Here is a 24,172-nt window from a genome sequence, read left to right on the forward strand (position 1 = left end):
AACCCTGACCACCGCGGCCTGTCGGGACGTGGATGGTCGGGCGACGTCCGGTTGATTGCCGTTCTCTTAAGTGAGAATGTGGTTCTGGCTTCGGTCTGGTGGCCTCCCTGGTGCCCAGGCCGCCGGCCGTGCCGCGGCCAGTCATAGCCTTGGCCGCTGTCGCCGCCACCGTCGCCGTCCGCGGCAACGGCAACGGCAACGAGGCCAGGACGCCACGAACCAGCGACGCCCACGAACCAGCGACGCCACACCAGCGCGTCAGCGCCCGCGAAGGAGCAGCACATGTCCGTCGACGTCGAACGGCGTGGCCCGGTCACCATCGTCACGATCAACCGGCCGAGCGCCGGCAACTCGCTCGACGGCGCCACCATGACCGGGATCGGCTACGCCTTCGAGGAGGCGGCGAAGGACAACGAGGTCCGCGCCGTCGTCCTCACGGCCGCCGGCGAGAAGATCTTCTGTGCCGGCATGGACCTCAAGGCCTTCGTCACCCCGGGCGCGATGGAGGTGCAGGGCCCCGGCCTGGGCATCTTCATGCGGCAGGCGTACCCCAAGCCGATCATCGCGGCGGTCAACGGCGCCGCCGTCGGCGGCGGCTTCGAGCTGGCGCTGTTCTGCGACCTCATCGTCGCCGCCCAGACCGCCAAGTTCGGCCTGCCCGAGGTCTCCCGCGGCCTGGTCGCGGCCGGCGGCGGCACCCGCCTGCCGACCCGGATCCCGCTCGCCTTCGCGCTTGAGCTCGGCCTCACCGGCAAGCCCGTCATGGCCGCACGGCTCTACGAGGTGGGCCTGGTCAACCGGGTCGTCCCGGCCGCCGACGTGCTGACGACCGCGCTCGAGCTCGCGGACGCGATCGCGGACAACGGCCCGCTGGCCGTCCAGTGCACCAAGGCCCTGATGCACGGCGAGGTGCCGGCGGCCGACTGGGACGGCATCGGCAAGGCCGTCGCCCCGGTCTTCGCCAGCGAGGACGCCAAGGAGGGCGCGACCGCGTTCGCCCAGAAGCGCAAGCCGAACTGGGTCGGCCGCTGACCAGGCACTGATGGTGGCGAGCCGGGCCCGTGTACCGGGCCCGGCTCGCGCCAGCGCCCGCCGGCACCCCGCCATACTGGCCCGGTGGAACCCATCGCGCCGTCCGGGCGGCAGCTGGAGCTCAGCCATGCCGACAGCACCGTCACGATCGTCGAGGTCGGCGGCGGGCTGCGCGACTACCAGGTCGGCGGCGTCCGGGTGCTCGACGGCTACCCCGTCGACGCCATGGCGCCGCACAGCAGCGGCCAGCTGCTCGCGCCCTGGCCGAACCGGATCGCCGGCGGCCGCTACCCGTGGGGCGGGAAGACCCAGCAGCTGCCGATCAGCGAGGTCAAGACCGGCAACGCGAGCCACGGCCTCGCCCGCTGGTCGGCCTGGGATCTGGAGCGGACCGGCCCCGCCGCGGCCACCGCGTCGTTCGTGGTCCGCGCCCAGTCCGGCTACCCGTTCACCGTCGCCGTCACCGCCGCCTACGCGCTCGGCGACGACGGTCTGACGGTCACCATGACGGCGACCAACCTGTCGGCGGCCCCCGCCCCGGTCGGCATGGGCGCCCATCCGTATCTGCTGGTTCCCGGGCCGGGCGGCGCGCCGGTGCGCGCCGACGACGTCACGCTCACCCTGCCGACGGAGCGGGTGCTGCTCGTCGACGACCGGATGATCCCGGCCGGGACCCAGGACGTCGCGGGCGGGCCGTTCGACTTCCGCGCCGCGCGCGCGGTCGGGCCGCTGGCCATCGATCACTGCTTCGCCGGGCCACGCCGCGACCCTGACGGCCGCGCTCGCGTCGTCCTCGCCGCGCCGGCCGGCGGCGGGTCCGTCACCGTCTGGATGGACGAGGCCTGGGACTACATCCAGGTGTTCACGGGCGACACGCTCAGCGTGGACGAGCGGCGCCGCAGCATCGCCGTCGAGCCGCAGACCTGCCCCGCCGACGCCTTCAACTCCGGCGAGGGGCTGCGCGTCCTGGAACCCGGGGAGAGCTTCGGCGGCTCCTGGGGCATCTCCCCCGTCCTGTGACACCGCCGGGGCAATAGCCGCGGTATCCCACGCCAGCCCCGGTTCGCTCCGTGCTACGCCGACTGGCCACGCGGGACTCGTCCAGGTCGCGCCGGGTCGAGGCGGATGTGGGTCAGAAGTCGCTGCCGCCGTCGACGTTGATGTCGGCGCCGGTCATGTAGGAGTTGGTCCGGGAACTGACGAAGGCGATGACCGGGCCGATCTCCGCCGGGTCGCCCGCACGCGGCAGGAACGCCGGATGCGCGAAGTCCTCCTTGATGACGCGCATCGCGTCGGCGAGGCTGTCCGGATCGATCCCGCGGCTGGCGGGCAGCGCCCGCAGGTAGCCCTTCATGCCCTCGGACAGGAACGAGCCGGGCGAGACCGTGTTGACGAGGATGCCGTCGGGCGCGAGCGACTGTGCCAGGTTCTTGCTGACGCTGGTCAGCGCCGCCTTGGCCGCGGTGTAGGCCACCAGGCCGGGCGACTGCCGGCGGGTCGAGTGCGCCGACACGTTGACGATCCGAGCCCAGGCGGCGGCGCGCAGCAGCGGCAGCGCGGCACGCACCGTCCGCACGGCCGACAGCGTGCCGATGTCGAACGTCGCGACCCACTCCGCGTCGTCGGAACCCTCGAACCCCTTGACCCCCACCTCGACCGGCCCGGCCGCGTTGACGAGCACGTTCAGCTCACCCCAGCGGCCGCCGACCTCCTCGAAGGCCGCGGCCACCGACGCGGCGGCGGTCAGGTCGGTGACTGTCCCGAACGCCTCGGCCGCGCCGAGCGCGAGCGCGCGCTCGACGGTCTCGTCGAGCGCCGCCTTGCCGCGGGCGAGGACGGCGACGCGCGCGCCCTCGCGGGCGAAGCTCTCGACGGCGGCCCGGCCCATCCCCTTCGAGCCTCCGCTGACGACGACGGCCGCGCCGCCTAATCCAAGGTCCACCGGATCTCCTTCCCGCGCGCCGCCGCGCGGCGCGGTCGAGTCTCGCGACAGGTTCCTCGGCCGAGCCCCAGCCTGCTGTGAGGCGGCCGCGCCGAGCTCCGGGACGGGGCCCCGCTCAGTTGATTTTCTCGAAGATGGCGGCGATGCCCTGGCCGCCGCCGATGCACAGGGTCTCCAGGCCGTAGCGGGCGTCGCGGCGGTGCATCTCGTGCAACAGGGTGGCGAGGATCCGCCCGCCGGTCGCGGCCACCGGGTGGCCGAGCGAGATACCGGAGCCGTTGACGTTGATCCGCTCCCAGTCGGCCTCGGTCACGCCCCACTCCCGGGTGCAGGCCAGCACCTGCGCGGCGAACGCCTCGTTGACCTCGATGAGGTCCAGGTCCGAGAACTTCAGCCCGGCGCGGTCCAGTGCCTTCGCGGTCGCCGGCACCGGGCCGATGCCCATCGTGCGCGGCGGCACCCCGGCGACCGCCCAGGACACCAGCCGCGCGAGCGGACGCAGCCCGAGGCGCTCGGCCTGTTCGGGATGGGTGACGATGCACGCCGACGCGCCGTCGTTCTGACCGCTGGCGTTGCCGGCGGTGACAGTGGCCTCCGGGTCGGCCTTGCCCATGATCGGCCGCAGCTTGGCCAGGGTTTCCAGCGAGCTGTCCGGCCGCGGGTGCTCGTCGGTGGTGACGACGACGCTTTCCCGCTTGCGCGGGACGGTGAGCGGGATGATCTCGTCGTCGAACCTGCCGGACCGCTGGGCGGCGACGGCGCGCTGGTGCGAGCGCAGTGCCAGCTCGTCCTGTTCCGCCCGGGGGATCGAGTACTCCTTGCGCAGGTTCTCCGCCGTCTCGATCATCCCGCCCGGGACGGGGAAGTTCCGGCCGCCCGCGGTGACCCGCCCGCGCGCGAGCGCGTCGTGGAAGGTCAGCCCGCCGCCGCGCACGCCCCAGCGGCTCTCATGGGAGAAGAACGGCGCGTTGCTCATGCTCTCCGCGCCGCCGGCGATGATCAGGTCACTGACGCCGGTCTGCACCTGCATCGCCGCGGTGACCAGGGTCTGCACCCCGGAGCCGCAGCGGCGGTCGACCTGCAGGCCGGGAACCTCGACCCCAAGCCCCGCGTCCAGCGCCACGACCCGGCCCAGCGCCGGCGCGTCCATGCTCGGATAGCAGCACCCGAACAGCACGTCGTCGACGTCCGCCGCCGCAAGCCCCGTCCGCTCCACCAGACCACGCACGACGGCGGCGCCGAGCTCGTGGACGGCCAACGGCCGGAGCGAACCCCCGTAGCCACCCACCGGGGTCCGCACCGGGCTGCAGATCACCGCGTCACGCATTCATCCTCCACCGACAGTCCCGCGGTCGGCGGTCAGCCGACTCCTGGTCGGTCACACCGTGACGCGCCGGCGCACCGCGCCGCAACAGGTCTCCCATCCCGACGACACCGGAAGACAGATCATCGGGGTCGCCCCCGACCGGCGTTCGGCGGCGACCCCGACGGGCCCACCATACGCAGGTTATATACATTATTCAACTAACACGCTTGGCGCGGAGGCCTCCGGGACGGTCCTGGCACCGTGGCGAAGGCCGTCAGGATCGCCGCGCGGATAGCGGATGGCTGTTCGGCCCAGGGGGCGTGCCCGGCGGCGCTGAACACGATCCGGTTTCCGGCGGGCAGGGCCACGAACAGGGAGTCGGTCGCCTGCCAGGGGCGCGGGTCGTCCGAGCCGAGCAGCATGGTCACCGGTCGGCGCAGGTCGGCGGCAAGGGTGAGGAGATCCACCGTGTCGCGATCCGCCCAGAGCTGCCGATAGGCCGCGGTGTTCACCCCGACGTGCGGGGGGCGGGTAGCCCACAGCGCGGCGGCGTGCTCGATCGCCGCGGGACCAGGCGAGAAATCAGGCCGCCACTGCAGCAGGCACCACTCCCGCTCCTCGGCTGGGTTGCGTTGGCGACTGCCAAGCTCCATCCACCGAGGCAGGTCCGCGCCCAGGCGGCGCTCCCGCTCGGAGACGTATCCATCCCGAAATCCATCGCCCGCACCGACCCCGGCGACGTAGACGACGCCGGTGACCCGATCGGGAAAATGCGCGGCGTAGCGCAGGGCGAGCTCGGCGCCCCAGGAGTGCCCGACCACGCCCCAATGGTCCACTCCTAGCGCGGCCCGCAGCTGCTCCAGATCGTTCACAGCCTGCTCGATGGTGAACCGCCCACCGCCGCGGTCGGTGGACCGTCCGCAGCCGCGCTGATCGAACCGGATCACCGTGAACACGTCATCCAGCAGCGCGGCAAGGGGCGCGAGGTAATCCCACAGTCCTGGCCCACCATGGCACAGCAGAAGAGGTGGTCCATCACCACTGACCGCGGTCCACAACAGCGTGCCGTCCGACAGCTCGACCACAACAAGATCCTAGTGTCTGTGTCCGAGCCGGCGGGGCGTGGAAGGCGTTCGCGAAGATGAACGCCGCCTCTCGGAACAGGATGGCGCCGCGCCCGCGCGAGGCGGCCGCAAGCCGGCCTGACGTCGACACGACGGCGCGCCAGGGGCCGGATCTCGGCCGTCTGACGCACGGCGCCGGACCTGCGACCAGCGCGGCCTGCCGGAGCGGGTCAGCCGGGTGGTTCTGGCTGGCCGGGTGCTGATCCGCTGGCGGGCGGGCCGGTGCCGCCGGCTGCCGGGGCGCTGTGATCGTACTCGTCGTCTCCGTGGTCCTCTCGAAGGAGGGCGTCATCGAAGAGGGCGTCGGAGCGATCGCCGGGCCAGGCCGCCTCGGGGCAGACGGACACCTCGGCGGCGTGGCAGTCATCGACGGGCAGCCGGATCGGCTCGCCGTCGTGTCGAGCGTCGTCCACGTGGACCGGAGGTTCCCAGATTCCGCGGTAAAGATGGTCGAAACTGCGGTGTAGCGGATTTCGGCGGGGCTTGCGCTGAGGATCAACGGAGTAGGGCGGGACGAAGTAGGGATGGCCGTCCGGGCCCATCATGACGGCCCATTCTCCTCGATGCACAACCCGGTGGTGAAAACCGCACAGTAGGACGGTGTTGGAAAGATCCGTCCTTCCGCCGCACATCCACGGAATGATGTGATGGGCGTCGGCGAACGCGGTTGTGCGCGTGCAGTTGGGAAAGGCACAGCCGCCGTCCCGGACGGCCAGGGCACGGCGTAGCCAGGGCGGGACGATCCGGCGGGTCCGGCCGAGTTCCAGCGGCATTCCCTCCTGGGACAGGAGGATATGGGTGACGTCGGCGTCGCAGCAGATCCTTTCCAGGACGGCGCGGGAAAGCGGCAGGCCGTGGCCGGTGGTGGCCGGGAGGGCGCCGTCCTGGCCGAGCAGCCCGTTCAGGGTGGTGGTGACGGCGACGTGTGGCCGGGTGCCCCGAGCAAGCGGCAGGGCGCCACTGGCCAGGACCCGTTCGGTGATCTCGATCAGAGCATCGGCACGTCGCTGGGCGACCGTGCGGTGGTCCTCGGGGTTCTCGCCGAGCGGCTTGGGCTTGGACAGTGGCTCCAGCGCGGCGCGCAACGCCGCGGCACCCTCAGCATCCAGTGTCCCGTGCAGACGGGTCGTGCCGTCGGGCTGGTCGGTCAGGTGCAGCTCACGGCGCCGCGCCTGGTCACCGGTGTCGCCAGGGTCCGAGCCGGGCGGGTGCAGCTGGTCACGCAGCCGATCGCGGATCGTACGACCGAGCGCCGCCAGATCACCGGCATCCAGGACCTCCGCCTGGGCGAGCAGGAACTCCTCCGCCCAGTCCCGCTGCTCCCCCGGCGTGTCCGACGGCAGCGCCCGCAGCGCGCCGACGATGACGGCGGCCTGGTCCTGACTGATCGCGGCCCGGGTGAGAGCCTGGCCGGTGCGGAGGTAGGCCGCGTCGAGGTCGCGGGCCAGGTCCACGGTTCGGCGGGCGTCAGCGGGGCGCGCCTTCAGCTGCGAGCGCACAAGCTCGACGGTCGAGGGCAGGTCCTCCTCCCCGAACACTCCCCGTAGGTCCCGCCCACCCAGGTCCCGCACAACCGCGAACAGCACCCCGGCCAGCAGCCTCCGCCCCTGTTCCACCCCGTCGAGGAACTCCAGCACCTCCAGCTCCGACAGCGCCCACAGGTTCACCCCGGCCAGCGCCTTCAAACCACCGACCACCGCGTCCAGCTGAGCCAGCGCGTGATGCCGCCCGCCAGAACCAATCCCATTCCCGCCAACGAAAAAGCCGCCGCCGAAATCCGGCGTCGCACCGTTTTCGCACCCGTTTCCTGCCACACCGCCGCCGACGGTCGGCGAGTCGGGATGGATTCCAGAATTTAGGCCGGCCGGTACCTGCGCCGACCGGTCTTCCGGTTCCTCGGAGACGGGCAGCTCGAGCATGCCTCCACGGAACCACATATTCGAACACCTGTCCAGCTCTCGCCATTTCGGCGAGCGCCACTGGCGGCATTTAGAAACCCGAAGGTAGATTCCTGGAGATCTAAGCCGGGAATGCCAAAGAATCAGCGGTCGATGCCATCGCCAAAGGTATCCCGAGGTCAAAGGCGCGCATCTGCCATCTGCGTGGCGATCGATGGCCTACTGCCCCGCGCCGAGGTCTCGGGCTCGGAAGCCGGACTACAGCATCGGCAACAAGCCCTCCGCGCAGCGTCGCCGCTAGGCAGATGACGACGTGGCGGTGGCCAGCGCGGTCACGACCGCGCCATGGAACTTCTCGACGGCCGTGACGACCGACGTGATGAAGGTGTCCTTGCCGCGGCCCCGTTTCGACCCGAGCGGCCAGCTCGCCGAGACCACGAATCGACGGATCTCATCCGGCGGGGCCATGAGCAGCACCGTAGGCCGGCGGCGGATCGTGGACAGCGTCTCGGCGCGGGTGCTGGTCTCGGCCCCGCTCGGGGCAGCGGCGTACACGGCCTCGGCCCGTAGGCGGCCGGAGGCACCGTCGAGCCGGCCCAGCAACCAGTCGACGGCCGCACCCGGAGGCCGCCTTGGCGTCGGTTCGACCGGGAAGGAGCAGGTCACTTTGCTGGTGCGCAGGTTCGCTGTCAGGGTCAACGGCCCGGTGACCCCGGTCAGGGACAGCGACGCCGTGAGGCTACCCAGTCGGCACAGCTCATCGCCGAGGTACTCACGGCGCCGGAGGCGGTCCGTGCCGGCATGCACCAGCGGGACCACCGCCCGTCCCGCCAGACCGCCGAGGTGCAGGCACAGGTAGCTGGTCAGCTGGTCGAAACGCTCGAGGACGTTGGGCAGATCCTTGTCCGTCGCGCGCAGCGTGCCCTGCAGGACGCCGTCACGTATCCGCACCCAATGACGCCCCATGTCCTCGAAGATCTGCGCGCCGGAACGGGGATGCTCGAGGTACCGCAGCAGTTCCCGCAGGATGTAGGCCTGGGAGTTATCTGCGACGCCGTGCTGGGCGAGCAGCTGGCAGTGGTAGCGGATCTCTGCCCAGGAGAGATGGGAGAGGCCAACGTCGTCCGGTGCCGCGAGACTCTGCTCGAGCGGGTGGCCTTCGCCGACCGAAGTGATCTGGTTGGAGATCGTCAGCAGTCCGTCGAACCCCTCGTCGCGGGCGATCCGCAGGTAGGCCGTGAGCTGGCGGTCATTGAGGAGGTTCTTGCCGGTCTTGACTTCGACCAGGCCGGTCCATGGTCGCTGGCCCGGCCGGTCAACCTGGATGACTCCGTCAGGACGGTACGCACTGCCGTTGAGAGCGAAGGACACCTCGGTGAAGGTCGTCAGGCGGCCGCCGCGTGGCGCTCGCATCCGGTCGCGGAAGATGTCGCCCAGTTCATCGACGCCCGCCAGCACAGCCAACAGCGCGGAGGTCGCCCGGCGCTCCTGCTCCTGGGCACCGCCGATGCCAGCCACCGGGAACAGCCGGGCCTGCTGCCACCCGCGCGCCACGCCGGCCAGTGGGGCGGGCGTGGACGGCGTGGCGAGGATGGAATCCGCACCAGGGATCTTGCGGATGTCGATCTGCTCGGTGGGCGGGTCGATGACGAGGTCGTCACCGTCACCCTCAGAGTCGCCGGCCTCGCCGGACATGAAACCGGGAGTCGCGACGTCGGCGCCGGTGGCGGCGTCGAGGCCATAGTCGGCGATGAGCGCATCGATCCCGCCGTCATAGCCCTGCCCCACGGCCCGGAACTTCCACTTTCCGTCCCGCCGGTAGATCTCCCCGAACACAAAAGCGCGCTCGGTTGTCGCGTCCGGGATGTCGAAACGCAGCAGCTCGGTGGAGTCGGAGCTGCGCATCAGTCGTAATCGCAGAAACGCCAACTGACCGAAGACGCCGCCCGTCGCCGGGTCCATGCTCGCGGCGAGCACGACCTTCTCGATGCTGTCCGCCAGGTCGTCCACATCGACTTCAATGACGTCGGCGAAGCCGGTGAACCGTTCGGAGGTGAAGGACACCTTGCCGCGCAGCCGGACCGCACCGTCACCGCCCGCCTTCTGGTTGTAGAAGACGAGGTCGTCGTTGGACCGGGCCTGGCCGTCGTCGCCGACGAGCACGGCGCTCACATCGGCGTCGAGTCGACGGCCCAGTTCGACGCCCCATTCGAGCATCACCGAAACGGACCCGAGCTCGTCGGCGAGCGCGCTAAGGGTGACGTTTCCCCCCCTTGCGCAATGCCGCGACGTTGGCAGCGCACATAGCGCGTCATGGTAGGGCAGCCAGCACCGCTTGGAGCCACCGGGCCACGATCGTGAGGACGGGGACCTGCGATCGCATGTCATGCAGCTGCGTCGGGCCGATGTGAAGTTTCAATGGCCATCGTGACGGCTGCGGCCCGCACCCGGGCGATATTGGCGTGCGGGCCGCATTCGCGTCGTTGGCCTACCTGTGACCGAGTCGCCGGTGCGCGAAGTCGGCCGGGACGGGGGTCAGACGGGTAGCAGGGTGTGCCCCGGCGAGGTGGGGTTGAGGCCGGCTGCGAAGCGTTCGGCGCGTTCGCGCAGGGTGTCGGCGGCGCCGTCGCGGCCGAGCATGATGACGTACTCGCCCGCGAGAATGCCGCGCAGCACGTCGGCGGCGACCTCGTCCAGCGGCTGCAGCGGCAGCTCGTGCCCCGCCTTCGCCGCCGCCTCGGTGAGCGACTCGATCGTCAGCGCCGGGGTTGCCCGCGGCGCCTCCCTGGCGAGCTCCGCCGGCCGGTTGCGGTCCGAGGTCCACAGGCCGGTGGCGAGCAGCCCCTTGCCGGCCGGCAGGAACAGCGACACCCCGATCGGGTGCCCCTGCTCGGTGAGCTGCGCGCCGAGGCACTCGGTCAGCGTCGCCACCGCAGCCTTGCTCGCCGCGTACACCGAGGCACCCGGCATCGGCGCGACCGCGCCGTCTCCGGACGAGGTGTTCACGACGTGCCCCGGCTCGCCGGAGGCGATCATGCGCGGCAGAAACGCCCGCACCCCGTTGGCGACGCCGTAGACGTTCACTCCGAACGTCCAGCGCCAGTCGTTCGGTGTGGTCTCCCATGCCTTGGCCGACGGCGGCCCGACCCCGGCGTTGTTGACCAGCACATGGGTGCGCCCGTGGCGGCGGAACACGTCGTCGGCCAGTGCCTCGACCGACGCCGGGTCGGAGACGTCGGTGACGACGCCGCTGACCTCCGCGCCGGTAGCGGCGGACAGCTCCGCGGCGGTGGCGTCCAGCGCGCCCTTCTCGATGTCGGCGAGCACCACGACGGCGCCGGCCCGGCCGAACGCCTCGCCCAGGGCGCGGCCGATGCCGGCCGCCCCGCCGGTGATGACGACGACCTTGCCGGCGAAGTCCGTGAGGGTGGCGCTCATGCCGTCCCGCTTTCCTCGCCCGAGCCGCTCGCCGAGCCGTGGATCTCCTCCGGGTCGGGGCCGATCCGGTCCACGACCGGGGCCAGCGCCGCGAGGTCGAACCCGTACAGGTCGACGGCGTTGAGGCCCAGGATGCGCCGTGCCTCCGCCTCGGGGACGTCGCCGAACCGCTCTCGCAGCCACTCCCGGGTGTGCGGCCAGGTGCCCTCCGGGTGCGGGTAGTCGTGGCCCCACATCAGCCGGTCGACGCCGACGTCGTGCCGCCGCGCGACCTCGACCTCGCCCATCACCGAGCTCGCGAGCCAGATGTTGCGCCGGTAGTAGTCCGACGGCTTCATCGTCATCCCGTCCCGGAACGTCGACGGCCCGTACTTGCGAGTGGGGTGGTCGCCCTCCCACTTCGAGTCCATCCGGGTGAGGACGTCCGGCACCCACCAGGCACCGTTCTCCGCGATCGCGTACCGCAGCGTGGGGTGGCGCTCGAAGACGCCGCCGAGCAGCAGCGCCCAGAACGGCCGGGCGGCCCACCAGTAGGCCTCCATGGCGTAGATCGCGAGCAGGCCCGGCCCCCAGGTGTAGTCGGTCGGGCCGACGCCGGAGTGGGTGTGCACCACCACGCCCGCGTCCGCGCACGCCGCCCACAGCGGGTCGTAGACCGGGTCGTTGTAGGCCGGGTAACTGCCCCACTTGGCCGGGATCATGATGCCGCCGCGCAGGCCGTGCTCGGCCGTCCACTCGACCAGCCCGACCGCCGCGGCGACGTCGTGAAGCGCCGGCACGATCGCGACGCCGTAGCGGCGGTGCGGGTCGTGCTGGCAGAACTCGGCCAGCCACCGGTTGTGCGCCCAGGCGCCGGCCATGACCAGCTCCGGGTCGCAGTCGCCCGACAGGCCGAGCCCCGAGCCGAACGGCGACGCCGAGACGCCGCCGACGCCGGCCGCGTCCGCGTCCGGGAAGACGACCTCGGCGGCCACACCCTCGCCGTCGAGCTCCTTGGTACGCACCACCGGGTCCCAGGACCCGGCCATGCCGCCGTGGCCGCCGATCTCGGAGTCCCACTCGGCGAGGAACCTGCGGTGCTCGTCCTGGTTGATCAGCTGGGACTGCGTGACGTCGTTCGCGAGGGACTCGTCGAACGCCGCCCGGTACTTCGGGTCGATGTACTCGCGGTACCGCTCGGGCGGCAGGCCCGCGTGGGTGTCGGTGGAGATCAGCAGGTACTTCTCACTCATGGCCGGTGCACTCCCGCCGTCAGTGGTCGTAGCGGCTGTGGGCGAACGGCTCGAAGGCGACCGGGTCGACCGGGCCGACGACGCTGGTCCTGGCCTTCGACGACCGGGTCGTCCACGTGATCGAGACGGTCTCGAGCATGGGCAGGTCGACGATCGGGGCCGTCGGCTCGTCGCGCAGCACGAGCTTGCCCTCGACCTTCTCGACGGTGACCGGAGTGCGGACCTGGTCGTAGCGGACGAGCAGCGGGTCGCCGTCGAAGCCGGTGCCGGACACAGCGGGCATGAACTTGTACCACCACTGCGACGACGGGTAGGGCTCCGGCACCGGCAGGGCACCGGTGACGTCACCGACGATCTCCACGAATGTGACGCCGTTGCGGGTGATCCGGCCCTCGACGTGGTCGCCAGAGCGGGTGAGCTCGATGTCGGCGAGCTTCTTCGGCTCGCCGTTGCGCTCCCGGCTGATCGCGAGCGCGCTTTCGAGGTCGATCGGGATGAGCAGCGGGTACTCCCCCGTCACACCGTCGTACACCGCGTCGACGGCGAGGAAGCCGACCATCTCCTTGTACCGGTGGGCGCCGAACATCAGGTCGATGTCGCTGACCCGGACGTGGACGCGGGGCTCGGCCGGCGGGGTCAGCGGCGGCGGCAGGAGGGCGGCCAGCACGTCCGGGTCGGTCAGGTAGACGACCTCCAGGGACGGGATCGGCGGCAGGCCGGCTCCCAGGTCCTGCTGCTCGCCATCGGATAACTTCTTGACCTCATGTACCCACCGGTTGGCCATGGGATCTCCTTCACAGACGTAGATCTGGCGGTGGTTGGTTCTCGGGTGACGTCTCGGGGGATGGCCCGCGCACCGGGGCGGCGCTCAGGCTCCGGGGCCGGTACTCAGGCGTCGGGGTAGGAGTAGAACTGCTCGCACCAGCGGCGGTGCTCGGTGACGCCCTTCTCGGAAGGCCGCAGGACCGGCGGGTCCTTGTAGATCTTGTTCTCCCAGATTGGGAAGTCCTGGCTGACGCCGGCGACGAAGCTGTCGGCCGCGGCCTCGGCGGTGCCATCGCCGAGCGAACGCGGCGAGGTGAAGATCCACCGGCAGTGGACGTGCTCCTCGTCGATCGGCGTCGTGGAGCTCAGGAACGTGGTGTAATCGCGCACCCGCAGCACGCCGAGGCCCAGGCCGAAGCCCTCCCGGACGAAGGCGCCGTCGAGGGCGACGGTGCGCTTGTGGTGCCCGTCGGTGTGGAACTCCTCCTCCGGGACCGCCTCGGTGCCGTGCACGAACTTGAAGTGCGGGGTGTCGACGTTGTTCTCCGCCATCTCCTGGCAGCAGCTGGCGACCTCGAAGTCGCGGACGACGATGGGTGACCAGTCGTCGTCGTGGAACTCGGGCACCTCGGGCACGTCGTAGAAGGGCTCCTTGCCCTCCAGGTGGTGCCAGGCCCAGATCATGTGGTTGCGCTCGAGCGTCGGGTAGGTGCGGGCGGTGGCCGTCTTCGGGATGTGGTCGACGTCGTCGTAGGGCACCTCGACGCAGGTGCCGCTCTGGCCGTCGAACCGCCAGCCGTGGAACGGGCACTGCAGGGTGCCGCCGACGACCCGGCCGCCGGCACCCAGGTGGGCGCCCAGGTGGGGGCAGTAGGCGTCCAGCAGGTGCGGGGTGCCGTCGGCGCCCCGGAAGAGCACCAGGTCGCGGCCGAAGTAGTACAGCGGCTTGACCTGGCCGGGCGCGAGCTCGTCGGCGGTGGCGACGATGAACCAGCCGTTCGGGATCGGGAAGGGGAAACGCGGCCGCCGCTCGCGGCGGACCCGGTAGCGCATCGAGAGGTCGGTGACGGTGTCCGGACACTGCGGCATCGGGAGGCCGACCAGCTCCGTGAGGGGCCCAGTAACGGTCGGGACCTCGACACCCTGGTAGAGGCTGTCCGCGGGAGGCTGCGCAGGCTGTCCCAAGGGTTCCGCCCGTGTCGCCTGCTGGGATAAGCGAGCCTCGCTCGAGATCGTCATGTGCTGCCTCCGAAGCAGTGGACGCAGAGTGGATAAGATATACGATCAGGCCTTGCGGCCTGGGCTGGCGTCGAGCGTCCAACCGACCGCCGCGATCACTGAACCATCATTCAACAACGTTGTTCGCTGATTCACAAGACCCGTTCACCCGACGACGAGAAGCGGGAGAGCCACGTGACCGACGGCGTCTGGGGTAGCGCCCCCCGGCACACCACGACCGCGCTGCTGCTGGCACGCACCGAGAAGGACCCGGACTCGGAGTACCTCGACGTGAACGGCGCCAAGTTCAGCGCGGCCGACGTCGCCCAGACGGCCGCGGCTCTCGGTGCCGCGCTGGTGCGCGAGCTCGGCCTCCAGCCGGGCGACCGGGTCGCGAGCCTGCTCGAGAACTCGCCGGAGGCGATGCTCGTCTGGTGGTCCACCCAGTGGGCCGGCGGCATCGCGGTACCGATCAACACCGCCTACAAGGGCGAGTACCTGCGCCACCAGCTGCGCGACTCGGGCGCGACCGTGCTCGTCGTCGCCGCCGACCTGGCCGACCGGGCGCGGGCCGTCACCGGCGACCTCGAGGCGCTGCGCCACGTCGTCGTGACCGGGCCCGAGCCGGTCGACTTCCCGGGCGCCACATCCCACCGCTGGGACGACCTGGCGAACGCGAGCCCGCTCGCCGCCCCGGTCGAGCGCCGGCCGTCGGACCTCGCGACGTTCATCTACACCGGCGGCACGACCGGTCCGTCGAAGGGCTGCATGCTCAGCCACAACTACCACGAGGCGCTGGCCACCCAGATCGGCGTCACCTGGGGGCGGACCGCTGACGACGTGCTGTGGACGCCGCTGCCGCTGTTCCACTACAACGCGCTGACCACCGCCGTGATCGGCGCGCTGGTCTTCGGCGGGCGCTCCGCGATCTACCGGAAGTTCTCGGTCTCGAACTTCTGGCCGGAGATGAACCGCGCCGGCGCGACCCTGACCTCGACGCTCGGCACGATGGCCTACCTGCTGGCCCACGACGTCGACCGGCCGGAGATGCCGAAGTCCGGCGCGCCCGAGGCGAACACGTCGCTGCGGATGATGGGCGCCGCCCCGCTGCCGCCCGAGGTCGACGACATCCTGCGCGGCCGGTTCGGCATCGACACGTTCTCCGGCGCCTACGGCGTCACCGAGGCGAGCCTGATCTCCAGCCTGCCGCCCGGTGCGCGCAACAGGCCGCGGGCCGCCGGCATGATCAACAAGGACTACTTCGACGTCCGCGTCTTCGACGACGAGGACAACGAGCTCCCCCGCGGCACCGACGGCGAGATCGTCATCCGGCCGAAGCTCGCGCACGTCATGTTCGAGGGCTACTGGGGCCGGCCGGAGGCGACCGTCGAGACCAGCAGGAACTGGTGGTACCACACCGGCGACATCGGCCGGATCGACTCCGACGACTTCCTCTTCTTCGTCGACCGCAAGGCCGACTACCTGCGCCGACGCGGCGAGAACATCTCCAGCTTCGAGGTCGAGCGCATTCTCATGGGCCACGGCGAGCTCGCCGACGTCGCCGTGCACGCCGTCTTCAGCAAGCTCACCGAGGACGACGTGAAGGTGACGGCGACCCGCAGGGAGGGCTCGACGCTCACCGAGGAGCAGCTCTTCCGCTGGTGCGTGGACGCGCTGCCGTACTTCGCGATCCCCCGCTACGTCGAGTTCCGCGACGAGCTGCCCCGCAGCCCCGTGGGCCGCGTCCTCAAGCGTGACCTGCGCGCCGAGGGCGTCACTCCCACCACCTGGGACGCCGAAGCCGCCGGTATCACCTACGAGAAGCGCTGACCCACCGCGTCGGTCGCGGTCCCCGCCTTCCCGAGATTGTTTGTGGCCGACGGCGGTGCCCGAAACGCACCGCCGTCGGCCACGACTCAACGCCGGGTCAGTCCTCCGGGCTCCAGAGGATGTTGCGGGACTTGAGGAGGTCGACGACGAGGTCGCCGTGACCGCGCAGCATCTTGACGAACTCCACGGAGGCGCGCTGGCCGTTGCGGGCCCTTATGGCCCGGTTGACCGCGGCGATGCCGCGCTTCTGCGGCTGGATCGTGCCGGGAACGAGCGCGAAGAAGTTGCCCGGAATGACGCCCGTCATCAGCCGGCCGAACGACGACAGCCGAGGTGACTGCGCCATCGCGAAAATCTGGCGAATATAGGCCTCGTTGGCGTGCAGGACATCGTCGGGGTCCTCCGCCGCGCGCAGCGCGCGCTCGGCCGTGGACAGCGCCTCGATGCCGTCGTCGTCGCCCCGCTCGGTGGCCCGTTCGGAGGCCAGGCCGTACAGCTGGCCAAGCAGCGCGTAGTGGTCGCGCACCGAGTTCAGATCCAGGCCGTGGACGAACGCGCCGCGGTGGGGCTCGATCGAGATCCAGCCTTCGCTCTCCAGCGCGATCATCGCCTCGCGCACGGGAATGCGGCTGACACCCAGCTCCTCGGCGATCTCGTCCTGGCGGACGTGGTCGCCCTGGCGCAGGGTGCCGGCGAAGATCAAGCCCCGGATGTGGTCGGCGACCTGGCTTCCGCTGCTCCTGCGGTCGACGACGGACCGCTTGCCCGGGGCGTGGTGCCCAAGCGGGCTCACCGCGGTCGCCGTCCGGCGGTTGGGAGGTATGGCCGGCTCCTTCAGCTCAGGTCCAGGGTGCCGAGTTGCTGGCTCCTTCGACTGGGTCGAGCGAAACGCCCACCCACCAGTCCGCACGCGGACCAGTGGATACCCCACAACGGCGAGAGCTCGCCCGGGGGTCCAGGAAGGCCGGGTCCTCGCCGTGCCTTCTGCGGCCTCGGCGGGAACCTTTCTGCTGGGAAGGCATCACGGGCCGCCGGGAAGCCGGCCGAGGCCGGCGAACAGGTGACCCGCCGTGTTCCCGCGCGGGCAGCGGACCGCGGGGAACTTGCAGGAAGTATACGACTGGGCAGTGGTGACATCGTCGCTCTAGGCGTTCGCCCGGACATCGCGTCCGTCACTTTTGCTCCATCGGTACCACCCTGAGGACACCTGGATCCGATACCCGAGAGACCGCGAGTTACCGCAGCCATACCCATTTGTGACCACGCGGCGCCCGGCCCGGGGAGCCTCGGATTCCGGAACCGGGAGAAGACAGCGGACGGGTACACGGTCCGCGTCACGCCGAACACGTCCTTTACCGCTCGTGTCCGGCCGTGCCGCGCCGCCGGGCCGTCGGCCGGGCCATCACGGCGAGGCGTCGCGCGGTCACGGGCCTGCGCGGCATGCGTCAGTCCTCCAGGTCGACGCGCGGGCCGCCACCCGCGCCGGAGGTCGCGACGGCGTCGAGCGGCCGCGCGCCGGCCACCGCCGCCTCGGCAGCCTCGGGGATGATGCCCAGGTAGGCGGTGGCCAGACGCTCGGCGTCGACCTCGGCCGCCGGACCCGTCCAGGTGATGTGGCCGACGGTGAGGAACGCGACCCGGTCGGCGATCGCCAGCGCGTCGCGGGTCTTCTCCTCGGCGATCAGCAGCGTGGTGCCCTGGCTCTGCAACTGCCGCAGCGCGTCGAAGATCTGCCCGATGATGAGCGGCGCGAGGCCGAGCGACGGCTCGTCGGCGACGAGCAGCCTCGGCGGCCGCACGAGCGCCGGCGCGAGCGTGAGCATCTGCTGCTCACCGCCGGACAGGGTGCCCGCCGCCTGGTTGCGCCGGTCCTTGAGCAGCGGGAAGGCCGCGTACGCGGTCTGCCGCTCCTCGGCCGCGCGCAGCCACAGCATCAGGTTCTCCTCGACCGTCAGGTCGGGGAAGATGCCACGGCCCTCGGGCGCGAGGTAGACGCTGTCGCGCTCGCGGCGCCGCGCCGGCACCCGGGTGACGTCCTGACCGGCGAGCCACACGCCGCCCGCGCGGATCGGGACCAGGCCGCCGACGACCGAGCACAGTGTCGTCTTGCCGGCACCGTTGCTGCCGAGCAGCGCGACCGCCTCGCCGGCGCCGACGGTCAGGTCGATGCCGTGCAGCACCTCGATCTCGTCGTAGCCGGCCTTCAGGCCGGCGATCCGCAGCACCGGCTCCGCCGACGCCCGGTCCCCGTCCGTGGCCGCGACCGGGGACGTCGTGGCCACGGGCAGCGGCCGCAGCGTCGTCGCGGGCAGCGTCGTCGCGGGCGCGTCCGCCCCGGCCGTGCCAACCGTCGCGGCCGCCTGCTGCCTGGCCGCCTTGCGCGCGGTCCGCTCGCGCTTGGCCCGTGCCCCGGCGGACAGGCCGCCCTCCGGGTCGCGCGCGAGGCCGATCGCGCCGAGGCCGAACAGCATCTGCATGAAGTAGCTCGACGCCGGGACGCCCTCGAGTGCCTGCGGCGCGAGCGCCATGACGAGGCCCGCCAGCACCGCGCCGGCCGGCCGTCGGATGGACAGCGTGACCGTGGTGGCCAGCCACACCAGGCCGAGCAGGGCGTCGTAGTCGGTGTTGGTGACCCGGCCGCGGCTTGCCGCCAGCATGACGCCGCCGAAGCCGGCGATGCCCGCGGAGATCACGAACACCAGCAGCTTCATCCGGTCGACGGCGATGCCGCTGGTGCGGGCGCCCGCCTCGCTGGAGCGGACGGCGAGCATCGCCCGTCCGGTGCTGGAGGAGCGCAGGGCGTGCACGACCCAGACACCGAGGCCGACCAGCAGCAGCATGAGCAGCACCAGCCAGCGCGGGTTGGACAGGTCGATCCCGCCGATGTGCCCCGGGGTCACCGCCCAGCCGCCGGAGCCGTTGGAGATGCTCCGGATCTGGAAGAGCAGGTTCTGCCCGACGTAGGCGAGCGCCAGCGTCGACAGCGCCAGCGGCAGGCCGCCGAGCCGGCGGGTCGGCAGCGCCACGATCAGGCCGATGATCGCCGAGACCAGCGTGCCGGCGATCAGCGCGGGCAGGAACGGGACCCCGCCGTCGAGAAGGATGCCCGCCGTGAACGCGCCGGCGAGCACGAAGGCCGCCTGCGCGAGGCTCACCATGCCGCCGATGCCGGTGACGACCGTGAAGGACAGCAGCACGATCGACGTTGCCAGGCCCTGGGCGAGCAGGCCGGCCCAGAAGTCGGTCGCGCCCCAGGCGGTGTAGGCCAGCAGGCCGACGGTGCCGATCCCCCAGAGGATGCGCCGCTGCCAGGGCGACCCGTGCTCCCCCAGCGCGTCCGCCGGCGGCTTCTCCTCCAGCGTCGTGCCGGCGCTGCGGCCGCGCTCCGCGCCGAAGTAGATCAGCAGGCCGAACAGGATGATGAACGGCACCGCGGTGCGGAACCCGGTGATGTCGAGGTCGACGTAGCCGTCGACCAGGTTCTGCGCCACGCCGAGCAGCAGGCCGCCGAGCATCGCGATCGGGATCGAGGCCATCCGGCCGAGGACGACGGCCGGGATCGAGATGAACAGCAGCGTGTTGTAGCTGAACGAGCTCAGGCCGAACATCGGCGCGAGCAGAACGCCCACCAGGCCCGCGAGCCCACACGAGGTGATCCAGGAGATGGCGGAGGCACGGTCCGGGTCGACCCCGCGTAGGGCGGCGAGGTTCGGCCGGCTGACCGAGGCCCGCATCTCCAGGCCGATCCGGGTGCGCCGGACCAGGTAGTAGAGCAGCGCCGCCGAGAAGATCGCCGCACCGAGCATCGCAAGCTGGTCGCTGTCGATGACCAGGCCGTCGCCGATGACGTGGATCTTCTTCGGGCTCGGACCGAGGCCGGGGATCCGGTAGACGTCCTCGATCGCGGGCAGATCCCAGTGCGCCTTGTCCTTCAGCAGGGCCACGATCCACAGCCCGAGTGAGGGCAGGGCGATCAGCAGGCCGAGCGAGGCCACCATGCGGGCGGCGATCGACGCCTCCCGCAGCGGGTTGAACAGCACCCGGTGCAGCAACCAGCCCAGCAGGGGCGCGAATATGCCGACACAGATGATCGCGCTCGGCACGATCGGCAGACCTTGGCCGGTGTTCAGCTGGAAGAACAGGTAGGCCGTCGAGAAGGCGACGCCACCCTGGCCGAAGTTGAAGACACCGGACGTCTGATAGCTCAGGGTCAGGCCGGACGCGAGGATCGCGTATAACGCACCGGTGACCAGCCCCGAGACCACCAGGTTGAAGAACTCGGTCACGAACTCCTCCTTATGGCGTCCGCGCATGAAGCCGCGCGGACGCGGCGTCCGGAAACCCGGTGCCGACGGGCGGGCAGCCGCCAGGACCGGGGTGGAGCTGTGCCGCTGTGCCGCTGTGCCGCGGCCAACGCGCTGGCGCTAGCCGAGATATGCATCGCGGACGGCCTCGTCGGCCTGGATCTCGGCCGGTGTGCCCTCCGCCAGCACCGAACCGAGGTTGAGCACGGCGATCCGGTCGCACATCCGCATGACGAAACCGGCGTCGTGCTCGACGAGCAGCACCGCGGTGCCCCTGCCACGCAGCGACTGGACCAGGTCGCCGAAGCGTTCGGACTCGGCGTGGTCGAGCCCGGAGGTCGGCTCGTCGAGCAGCAGCAGCGTCGGAGTGTCGACGATCGCCCGGGCGAGCTCGACGAGGCGCTGAAGGCCGAGCGGCAGCGAACCGGCGGCGACCCGGCGGCTGTCGGCCAGGCCGCACCATTCGAGCACCTCGTCCACCTGCTCGCGGCGGTCCTTCTCCAGCGAGCGCCGCTTCGGCCAGGCGACCAGGTCGGCGAGCACGCCGCCACCACCGCCGCGCCACTCCAGCGCCGCGAGCACGTTGTCCTCGACGGACAGCCAGCTGAACACCTGGGCCCGCTGGAAGGTGCGGCGCATCCCGAGGCGCGAGCGGCCGGTGGAGGTCAGCCTCGTGATGTCCTGGCCACCGAACTCGACCTTGCCGGTCGTCGCCGCGGTGATGCCTGAGACGACGTCGAACAGCGTCGTCTTGCCCGCACCGTTCGGGCCGATGAGCCCGCGCACCATTCCCGGCGCGACGTCCAGCGAGACGTCGGTAAGCGCCTGGACACCGCCGAACCGCTTGCTGATGCTGGTCAGGCGCAGCAGTGGCTCGGCGACGGCTGTCGCGGCCGGTCCGGCCGGTGACGGCCGTGGCGTCGGTGTCGCGGCCGTCACCGACTCGGTACCGCCCATCGACTCAGTACCGCCAGACGACATGGGGCCTCCTGGTGCAGCCATACGGCAGTTGAGAGTGGATATGATATGCAATCCGACCTCGATGTAACAAGGGTCACGTCTGACTCGGCTGCCAGTTCCGCCACCCGCGGGCCGACCAGTGCGGGCGGCGCCCGCGCGCACCGGGCCGGCACGCGCCGGGCGGGGAGGCTGGCGGCATCAGTCGACGCCCAGCAGGACGGTCGAGGTGGACGAGAACCAGCCACCGGTCCCGTTGACACACGCCACTCTGGCGCCGGGGACCTGTCGGCCGGCCGCCTCGCCGCGCAGCTGTCGGACGGCCTCCACCAGCAGGAAGATCCCGCGCATGCCGGGATGGCAGGCGGATAGGCCGCCCCCGTCGGTGTTGGTCGGCATCCGCCCGCCGACCCGCATCGCGGCGCCCTCCAGGTAGGCACCGCCCTCGCCGCGACCGCAGAAGCCGAGCGCCTCGAAAGTGAGCAGCACCGTGGAGGTGAAGGAGTCGTAGAACTGGCAGACGTCGACGTCGGCCGGGGTGAGCCCGGCGCGCTCGAACGCCAGCTTCCCGGAAACCGCCGCCGGCGACACCGTGAAGTCGGTCCACTCCGACATCGTCGTGACGTTGCTGGCGGTGCCCGTGCCCAGTACCCGCACCGCGGGGCGCGGCAGATCGGCGGCGCGCTCGGCGGAGGTCAGTACCACCGCGCCGCCGCCGTCGCTGCGGATGCAGCAGTGCAGCTTGGTGAACGGAGTGGCCACCATCGAGGCGGACAACACGTCGTCGACCGTGATCGGGTCCCGGTACATCGCGTCGGGATTGAGGCCCGCGTTGTACCGGGTGTCGACCGCGATGTTCGCGAACTGCTCGATCGTTGTGCCGAACTCGTGCATGTGCCGCCGTGCCGTCATCGCGTACTTGGCGATGAGCGTGTGCCCCCAAGGCGCCTCGAACTGGCTCGGGCCGCGGGTCGACAGCGACAGGTTCGCGGTGCGCAGCCGCTTCTTCAGGTCGGCACGGGCCGTCGAGCCGTACGCCAGCAGGACGGTGTGCGCCGTGCCAGCCTTGATCGCGTCGACGGCGTGCTCGAGCATGACCTCCCAGGTGGAGCCACCGACGCCGGTCGAGTCGACCCACGTCGGGCGCAGGCCGAGGTATTCGGCCAGCTCGACCGGCGCCAGCACGCCAAGCCCGGTGGAGCCGAAGCCGTCGACGTCCGCATGGCTGAGGCCCGCGTCAGCGAGGGCGCGGGCGGCCGCCTGGTAGTGCAGCGCGAACGGGGTCGCGTTGTCGACCCGCCCGCAGTCCGACAGCGCCGCGCCGACGACGGCCACCTGCCCCGTCATACGTCCTCCTCGCCCCGTACCAGTCTGGTACCGCTTCATCCGACCTATTCAGCCGGTGCCGTACCACCTACGGCCCGCCATCAGGTGGCCAACGGCGACGGGCCCGCCCCCAAGCTGACTACGCCCCGCCACTCGCCCACCGAGCCCGCCGATCCGGCGAAGACTCCGGCCTACCCCGAATTTTGTATATACTATCCGATTACGGGTTCGAGTGCCTGCACCGGCGCCGTCCCGGGCACCGCTCCTTGACAGCACCCCATGGACAGCACCGCCGGGAGAGCGCATGGACGACGCAACGGCGCCCGCCGAGGCCGCCGAGCCGGGCACGGAGACGGAGAAGGGTGCCGTCTACTTCGAGGACCTCGAGGTGGGCGGGAAGGCGCCGGTACGCACTCTTACGCTGACCCGGACGGACCTGGTCCGCTACGCGGGCGCGTCCCACGACTTCAACCCCCTGCACCACGACGACGAGCGGGCGCGCGCCGCCGGCATGAAGAGCGTCTTCGGGCACGGCATGTTCTCGGCCGGGGTGCTCGCGACCGCGCTGACCGACCTCGTCGGCATCGGTAACCTGCGCGGCTACAAGGTGCGCTTCACGACGCAGGCCTGGCCGGGCGACGTGCTGAGCACCGACATCACGGTGACGAGCAGGGACGAGGCCACCGGCCTCGTCGAGCTCGACTGCCAGCTGGTCAACGCGGAGGGCGCGGCCGTCGTCGCGGGATCCGCGGTCGCGGCGCCAAGGAGGCGGGCATGAGCGGTCCACGGTTCGATCTGCCGACGATCGAGGAGGAGACCGCGCCCTGGTGGGACGCCGCCCGCAAGGGCGAGCTGCTGATCCGCCGCTGCGGCGACTGCGGCAAGGCGCACCTCTACCCCCGCCCGTTCTGCCCCTCGTGCTGGAGCCAGAACGTCACCTGGGAACGGGCCGCCGGCACCGGCACGCTTTACACCTGGTCCGAGGTGCGGGTGAACGACCTGCCGCCGTTCAAGGCCCGGGTGCCCTACATCGCGGCGATCGTCGACCTCGACGAGGGCCCGCGGCTGGAGACCAACATCGTCGACGTGACCGAGGCCGAGCTGGCGATCGGCATGCGCGTCAAGGTCGACTTCCGGGCCGACGACGAGGCCGACCTGACGGTCCCCGTCTTCCGGCTCGCCTGAGGCCTCCGCCCCGGCCCGCCCGTCTCCCCGCCTGTCTCCAGAGGAGAGCACCGTGAGCGCGACCGACTTCATCGGCACCCAGCTGCCGCCGGCGACCGTCGTCGTCGAGCGGGGCGCCGTCGCCGCCTTCGCCGAGGCCGTCATCGACACCTCGGCCGTCTACCAGCGGGCCGGGGCGGCGGTGGCGGCGGGCTTCGAGGACGTCCCCGCCCCACCCACGTTCACGTTCGCCGCCCGGCTGCTCGGCGCGTTCCCCGACCTGCAGCCCGCCCGCCCCGACGGCGCCCTCGACACCACCGAGATCATCGCCGCGCTGCGCAAGGACGGTGGCCTGATCCTGCACGCCGAGCAGGAGTTCGCCTATCACCGGCCCGTGCTCGCCGGCACCACCGTGCACGTCACCGGCGAGGTGGAGGACGTCCGCGTCACCACCAACAGCCGCGGCAAGCGGATGACCTTCGTCCGGCTTCGCTCCGACACCCGCGACGAGGCCGGGGAGCTCCTTGTCACCGAGGTCATGACCCTGCTCCACCGGGCCTGACATCGCCCCTCCCCAGGCGGGGTGGTGGTTGTCGCATTTACCCGGGGACGGCTCCGGGGCAATGCGGGTCGACG

Annotated in this window: 19 protein-coding genes; 6 read left to right on the forward strand and 13 right to left on the reverse strand. The window is 71.3% G+C overall.

Annotated features, from left to right (window positions below):
- The first annotated feature begins 282 nt into the window (after positions 1-282).
- Entirely contained in the window at positions 283-1,032 is a 750-nt protein-coding gene (locus BCD48_RS06520) for an enoyl-CoA hydratase-related protein (protein ID WP_071047390.1), read from the forward strand.
- A gap of 84 nt (positions 1,033-1,116) precedes the next feature.
- On the forward strand, positions 1,117-2,052 hold the full coding sequence (locus tag BCD48_RS06525; RefSeq protein ID WP_071047391.1) for an aldose 1-epimerase family protein: 936 nt from the start codon (positions 1,117-1,119) through the stop codon (positions 2,050-2,052).
- A 112-nt stretch (positions 2,053-2,164) separates the two neighbouring features.
- Here BCD48_RS06525 and BCD48_RS06530 read toward each other — a convergent pair whose 3' ends face one another.
- The 9 genes from BCD48_RS06530 to BCD48_RS06570 all read right to left on the reverse strand — a co-directional run bounded on the left by BCD48_RS06530 (position 2,165) and on the right by BCD48_RS06570 (position 13,976).
- Positions 2,165-2,974: an SDR family NAD(P)-dependent oxidoreductase gene (locus BCD48_RS06530; protein WP_071047392.1), complete on the reverse strand. Its 810-nt coding sequence runs from the start codon at positions 2,972-2,974 to the stop codon at positions 2,165-2,167.
- Positions 2,975-3,089: 115 nt separating this feature from the next.
- Entirely contained in the window at positions 3,090-4,301 is a 1,212-nt protein-coding gene (locus BCD48_RS06535; protein ID WP_071047393.1) for an acetyl-CoA C-acetyltransferase, read from the reverse strand.
- 197 nt (positions 4,302-4,498) lie between these two features.
- Positions 4,499-5,365, reverse strand: a complete 867-nt coding sequence (locus BCD48_RS06540; RefSeq protein WP_071047394.1) for an alpha/beta fold hydrolase — start codon at positions 5,363-5,365, stop codon at positions 4,499-4,501.
- A 209-nt stretch (positions 5,366-5,574) separates the two neighbouring features.
- Complete coding sequence (locus BCD48_RS06545; protein ID WP_241841559.1) at positions 5,575-7,101, reverse strand: HNH endonuclease signature motif containing protein; 1,527 nt, start codon at positions 7,099-7,101, stop codon at positions 5,575-5,577.
- 498 nt (positions 7,102-7,599) lie between these two features.
- Complete coding sequence (locus BCD48_RS06550; RefSeq protein ID WP_083418257.1) at positions 7,600-9,690, reverse strand: TerD family protein; 2,091 nt, start codon at positions 9,688-9,690, stop codon at positions 7,600-7,602.
- A gap of 147 nt (positions 9,691-9,837) precedes the next feature.
- The gene (locus BCD48_RS06555; RefSeq protein WP_071047397.1) at positions 9,838-10,740 is read right to left on the reverse strand and encodes an SDR family NAD(P)-dependent oxidoreductase; all 903 of its coding nucleotides are present in this window, start codon (positions 10,738-10,740) and stop codon (positions 9,838-9,840) included.
- A complete protein-coding gene (locus tag BCD48_RS06560; RefSeq protein ID WP_071047398.1) occupies positions 10,737-11,972 on the reverse strand; it encodes an amidohydrolase family protein in 1,236 nt (411 codons plus the stop codon). The genes BCD48_RS06555 and BCD48_RS06560 overlap by 4 nt, the downstream gene beginning before the upstream one ends.
- Positions 11,973-11,991: 19 nt before the next feature.
- Positions 11,992-12,756 carry an acetoacetate decarboxylase family protein gene (locus tag BCD48_RS06565; RefSeq protein WP_071047399.1) on the reverse strand — a complete coding sequence of 255 codons (765 nt, stop codon included), beginning with the start codon at positions 12,754-12,756 and terminating at the stop codon, positions 11,992-11,994.
- A gap of 104 nt (positions 12,757-12,860) precedes the next feature.
- On the reverse strand, positions 12,861-13,976 hold the full coding sequence (locus BCD48_RS06570) for a Rieske 2Fe-2S domain-containing protein (protein ID WP_083418258.1): 1,116 nt from the start codon (positions 13,974-13,976) through the stop codon (positions 12,861-12,863).
- A 174-nt stretch (positions 13,977-14,150) separates the two neighbouring features.
- Here BCD48_RS06570 and BCD48_RS06575 point away from each other — a divergent pair, with 174 nt between their 5' ends.
- Positions 14,151-15,785 carry an AMP-binding protein gene (locus BCD48_RS06575; RefSeq protein WP_071047400.1) on the forward strand — a complete coding sequence of 545 codons (1,635 nt, stop codon included), beginning with the start codon at positions 14,151-14,153 and terminating at the stop codon, positions 15,783-15,785.
- A 97-nt stretch (positions 15,786-15,882) separates the two neighbouring features.
- Here BCD48_RS06575 and BCD48_RS06580 read toward each other — a convergent pair whose 3' ends face one another.
- From BCD48_RS06580 to BCD48_RS06595, 4 genes are all read right to left on the reverse strand, one after another.
- Entirely contained in the window at positions 15,883-16,578 is a 696-nt protein-coding gene (locus BCD48_RS06580) for a GntR family transcriptional regulator (protein WP_071047401.1), read from the reverse strand.
- A gap of 652 nt (positions 16,579-17,230) precedes the next feature.
- Positions 17,231-20,071 (reverse strand): ABC transporter permease subunit, encoded by a 2,841-nt coding sequence (locus BCD48_RS06585; protein WP_071047402.1) that lies wholly within the window; start codon positions 20,069-20,071, stop codon positions 17,231-17,233.
- Between the two features lie 138 nt (positions 20,072-20,209).
- Positions 20,210-21,070, reverse strand: a complete 861-nt coding sequence (locus tag BCD48_RS06590) for an ABC transporter ATP-binding protein (RefSeq protein WP_241841561.1) — start codon at positions 21,068-21,070, stop codon at positions 20,210-20,212.
- Positions 21,071-21,247: 177 nt separating this feature from the next.
- Positions 21,248-22,393 carry a thiolase C-terminal domain-containing protein gene (locus BCD48_RS06595; protein ID WP_071047403.1) on the reverse strand — a complete coding sequence of 382 codons (1,146 nt, stop codon included), beginning with the start codon at positions 22,391-22,393 and terminating at the stop codon, positions 21,248-21,250.
- A gap of 283 nt (positions 22,394-22,676) precedes the next feature.
- Here BCD48_RS06595 and BCD48_RS06600 point away from each other — a divergent pair, with 283 nt between their 5' ends.
- From BCD48_RS06600 to BCD48_RS06610, 3 genes are read left to right on the forward strand one after another with little or no spacing between them, the layout of a single operon-like run.
- Entirely contained in the window at positions 22,677-23,150 is a 474-nt protein-coding gene (locus BCD48_RS06600) for a MaoC family dehydratase (RefSeq protein ID WP_083418259.1), read from the forward strand.
- Positions 23,147-23,557 carry a Zn-ribbon domain-containing OB-fold protein gene (locus BCD48_RS06605; protein WP_071047404.1) on the forward strand — a complete coding sequence of 137 codons (411 nt, stop codon included), beginning with the start codon at positions 23,147-23,149 and terminating at the stop codon, positions 23,555-23,557. The genes BCD48_RS06600 and BCD48_RS06605 overlap by 4 nt, the downstream gene beginning before the upstream one ends.
- Positions 23,558-23,609: 52 nt before the next feature.
- Positions 23,610-24,098: an FAS1-like dehydratase domain-containing protein gene (locus BCD48_RS06610; protein WP_071047405.1), complete on the forward strand. Its 489-nt coding sequence runs from the start codon at positions 23,610-23,612 to the stop codon at positions 24,096-24,098.
- Positions 24,099-24,172: the final 74 nt, after the last annotated feature.

Source organism: Pseudofrankia coriaricola (genome assembly GCF_001854805.1).
Classification (GTDB): Bacteria; Actinomycetota; Actinomycetes; order Frankiales; family Frankiaceae; genus Pseudofrankia.

Coding starts and splice junctions, on each gene's coding strand:
- BCD48_RS06550 (WP_083418257.1), bottom strand. CDS start 9,690: ATGACATGCGATCGCAGGTCCCCGTCCTCACGATCGTGGCCCGGTGGC.
- BCD48_RS06520 (WP_071047390.1), top strand. CDS start 283: ATGTCCGTCGACGTCGAACGGCGTGGCCCGGTCACCATCGTCACGATC.
- BCD48_RS06535 (WP_071047393.1), bottom strand. CDS start 4,301: ATGCGTGACGCGGTGATCTGCAGCCCGGTGCGGACCCCGGTGGGTGGC.
- BCD48_RS06590 (WP_241841561.1), bottom strand. CDS start 21,070: ATGTCGTCTGGCGGTACTGAGTCGATGGGCGGTACCGAGTCGGTGACG.
- BCD48_RS06605 (WP_071047404.1), top strand. CDS start 23,147: ATGAGCGGTCCACGGTTCGATCTGCCGACGATCGAGGAGGAGACCGCG.
- BCD48_RS06565 (WP_071047399.1), bottom strand. CDS start 12,756: ATGGCCAACCGGTGGGTACATGAGGTCAAGAAGTTATCCGATGGCGAG.
- BCD48_RS06600 (WP_083418259.1), top strand. CDS start 22,677: ATGGACGACGCAACGGCGCCCGCCGAGGCCGCCGAGCCGGGCACGGAG.
- BCD48_RS06595 (WP_071047403.1), bottom strand. CDS start 22,393: ATGACGGGGCAGGTGGCCGTCGTCGGCGCGGCGCTGTCGGACTGCGGG.
- BCD48_RS06560 (WP_071047398.1), bottom strand. CDS start 11,972: ATGAGTGAGAAGTACCTGCTGATCTCCACCGACACCCACGCGGGCCTG.
- BCD48_RS06555 (WP_071047397.1), bottom strand. CDS start 10,740: ATGAGCGCCACCCTCACGGACTTCGCCGGCAAGGTCGTCGTCATCACC.
- BCD48_RS06570 (WP_083418258.1), bottom strand. CDS start 13,976: ATGACGATCTCGAGCGAGGCTCGCTTATCCCAGCAGGCGACACGGGCG.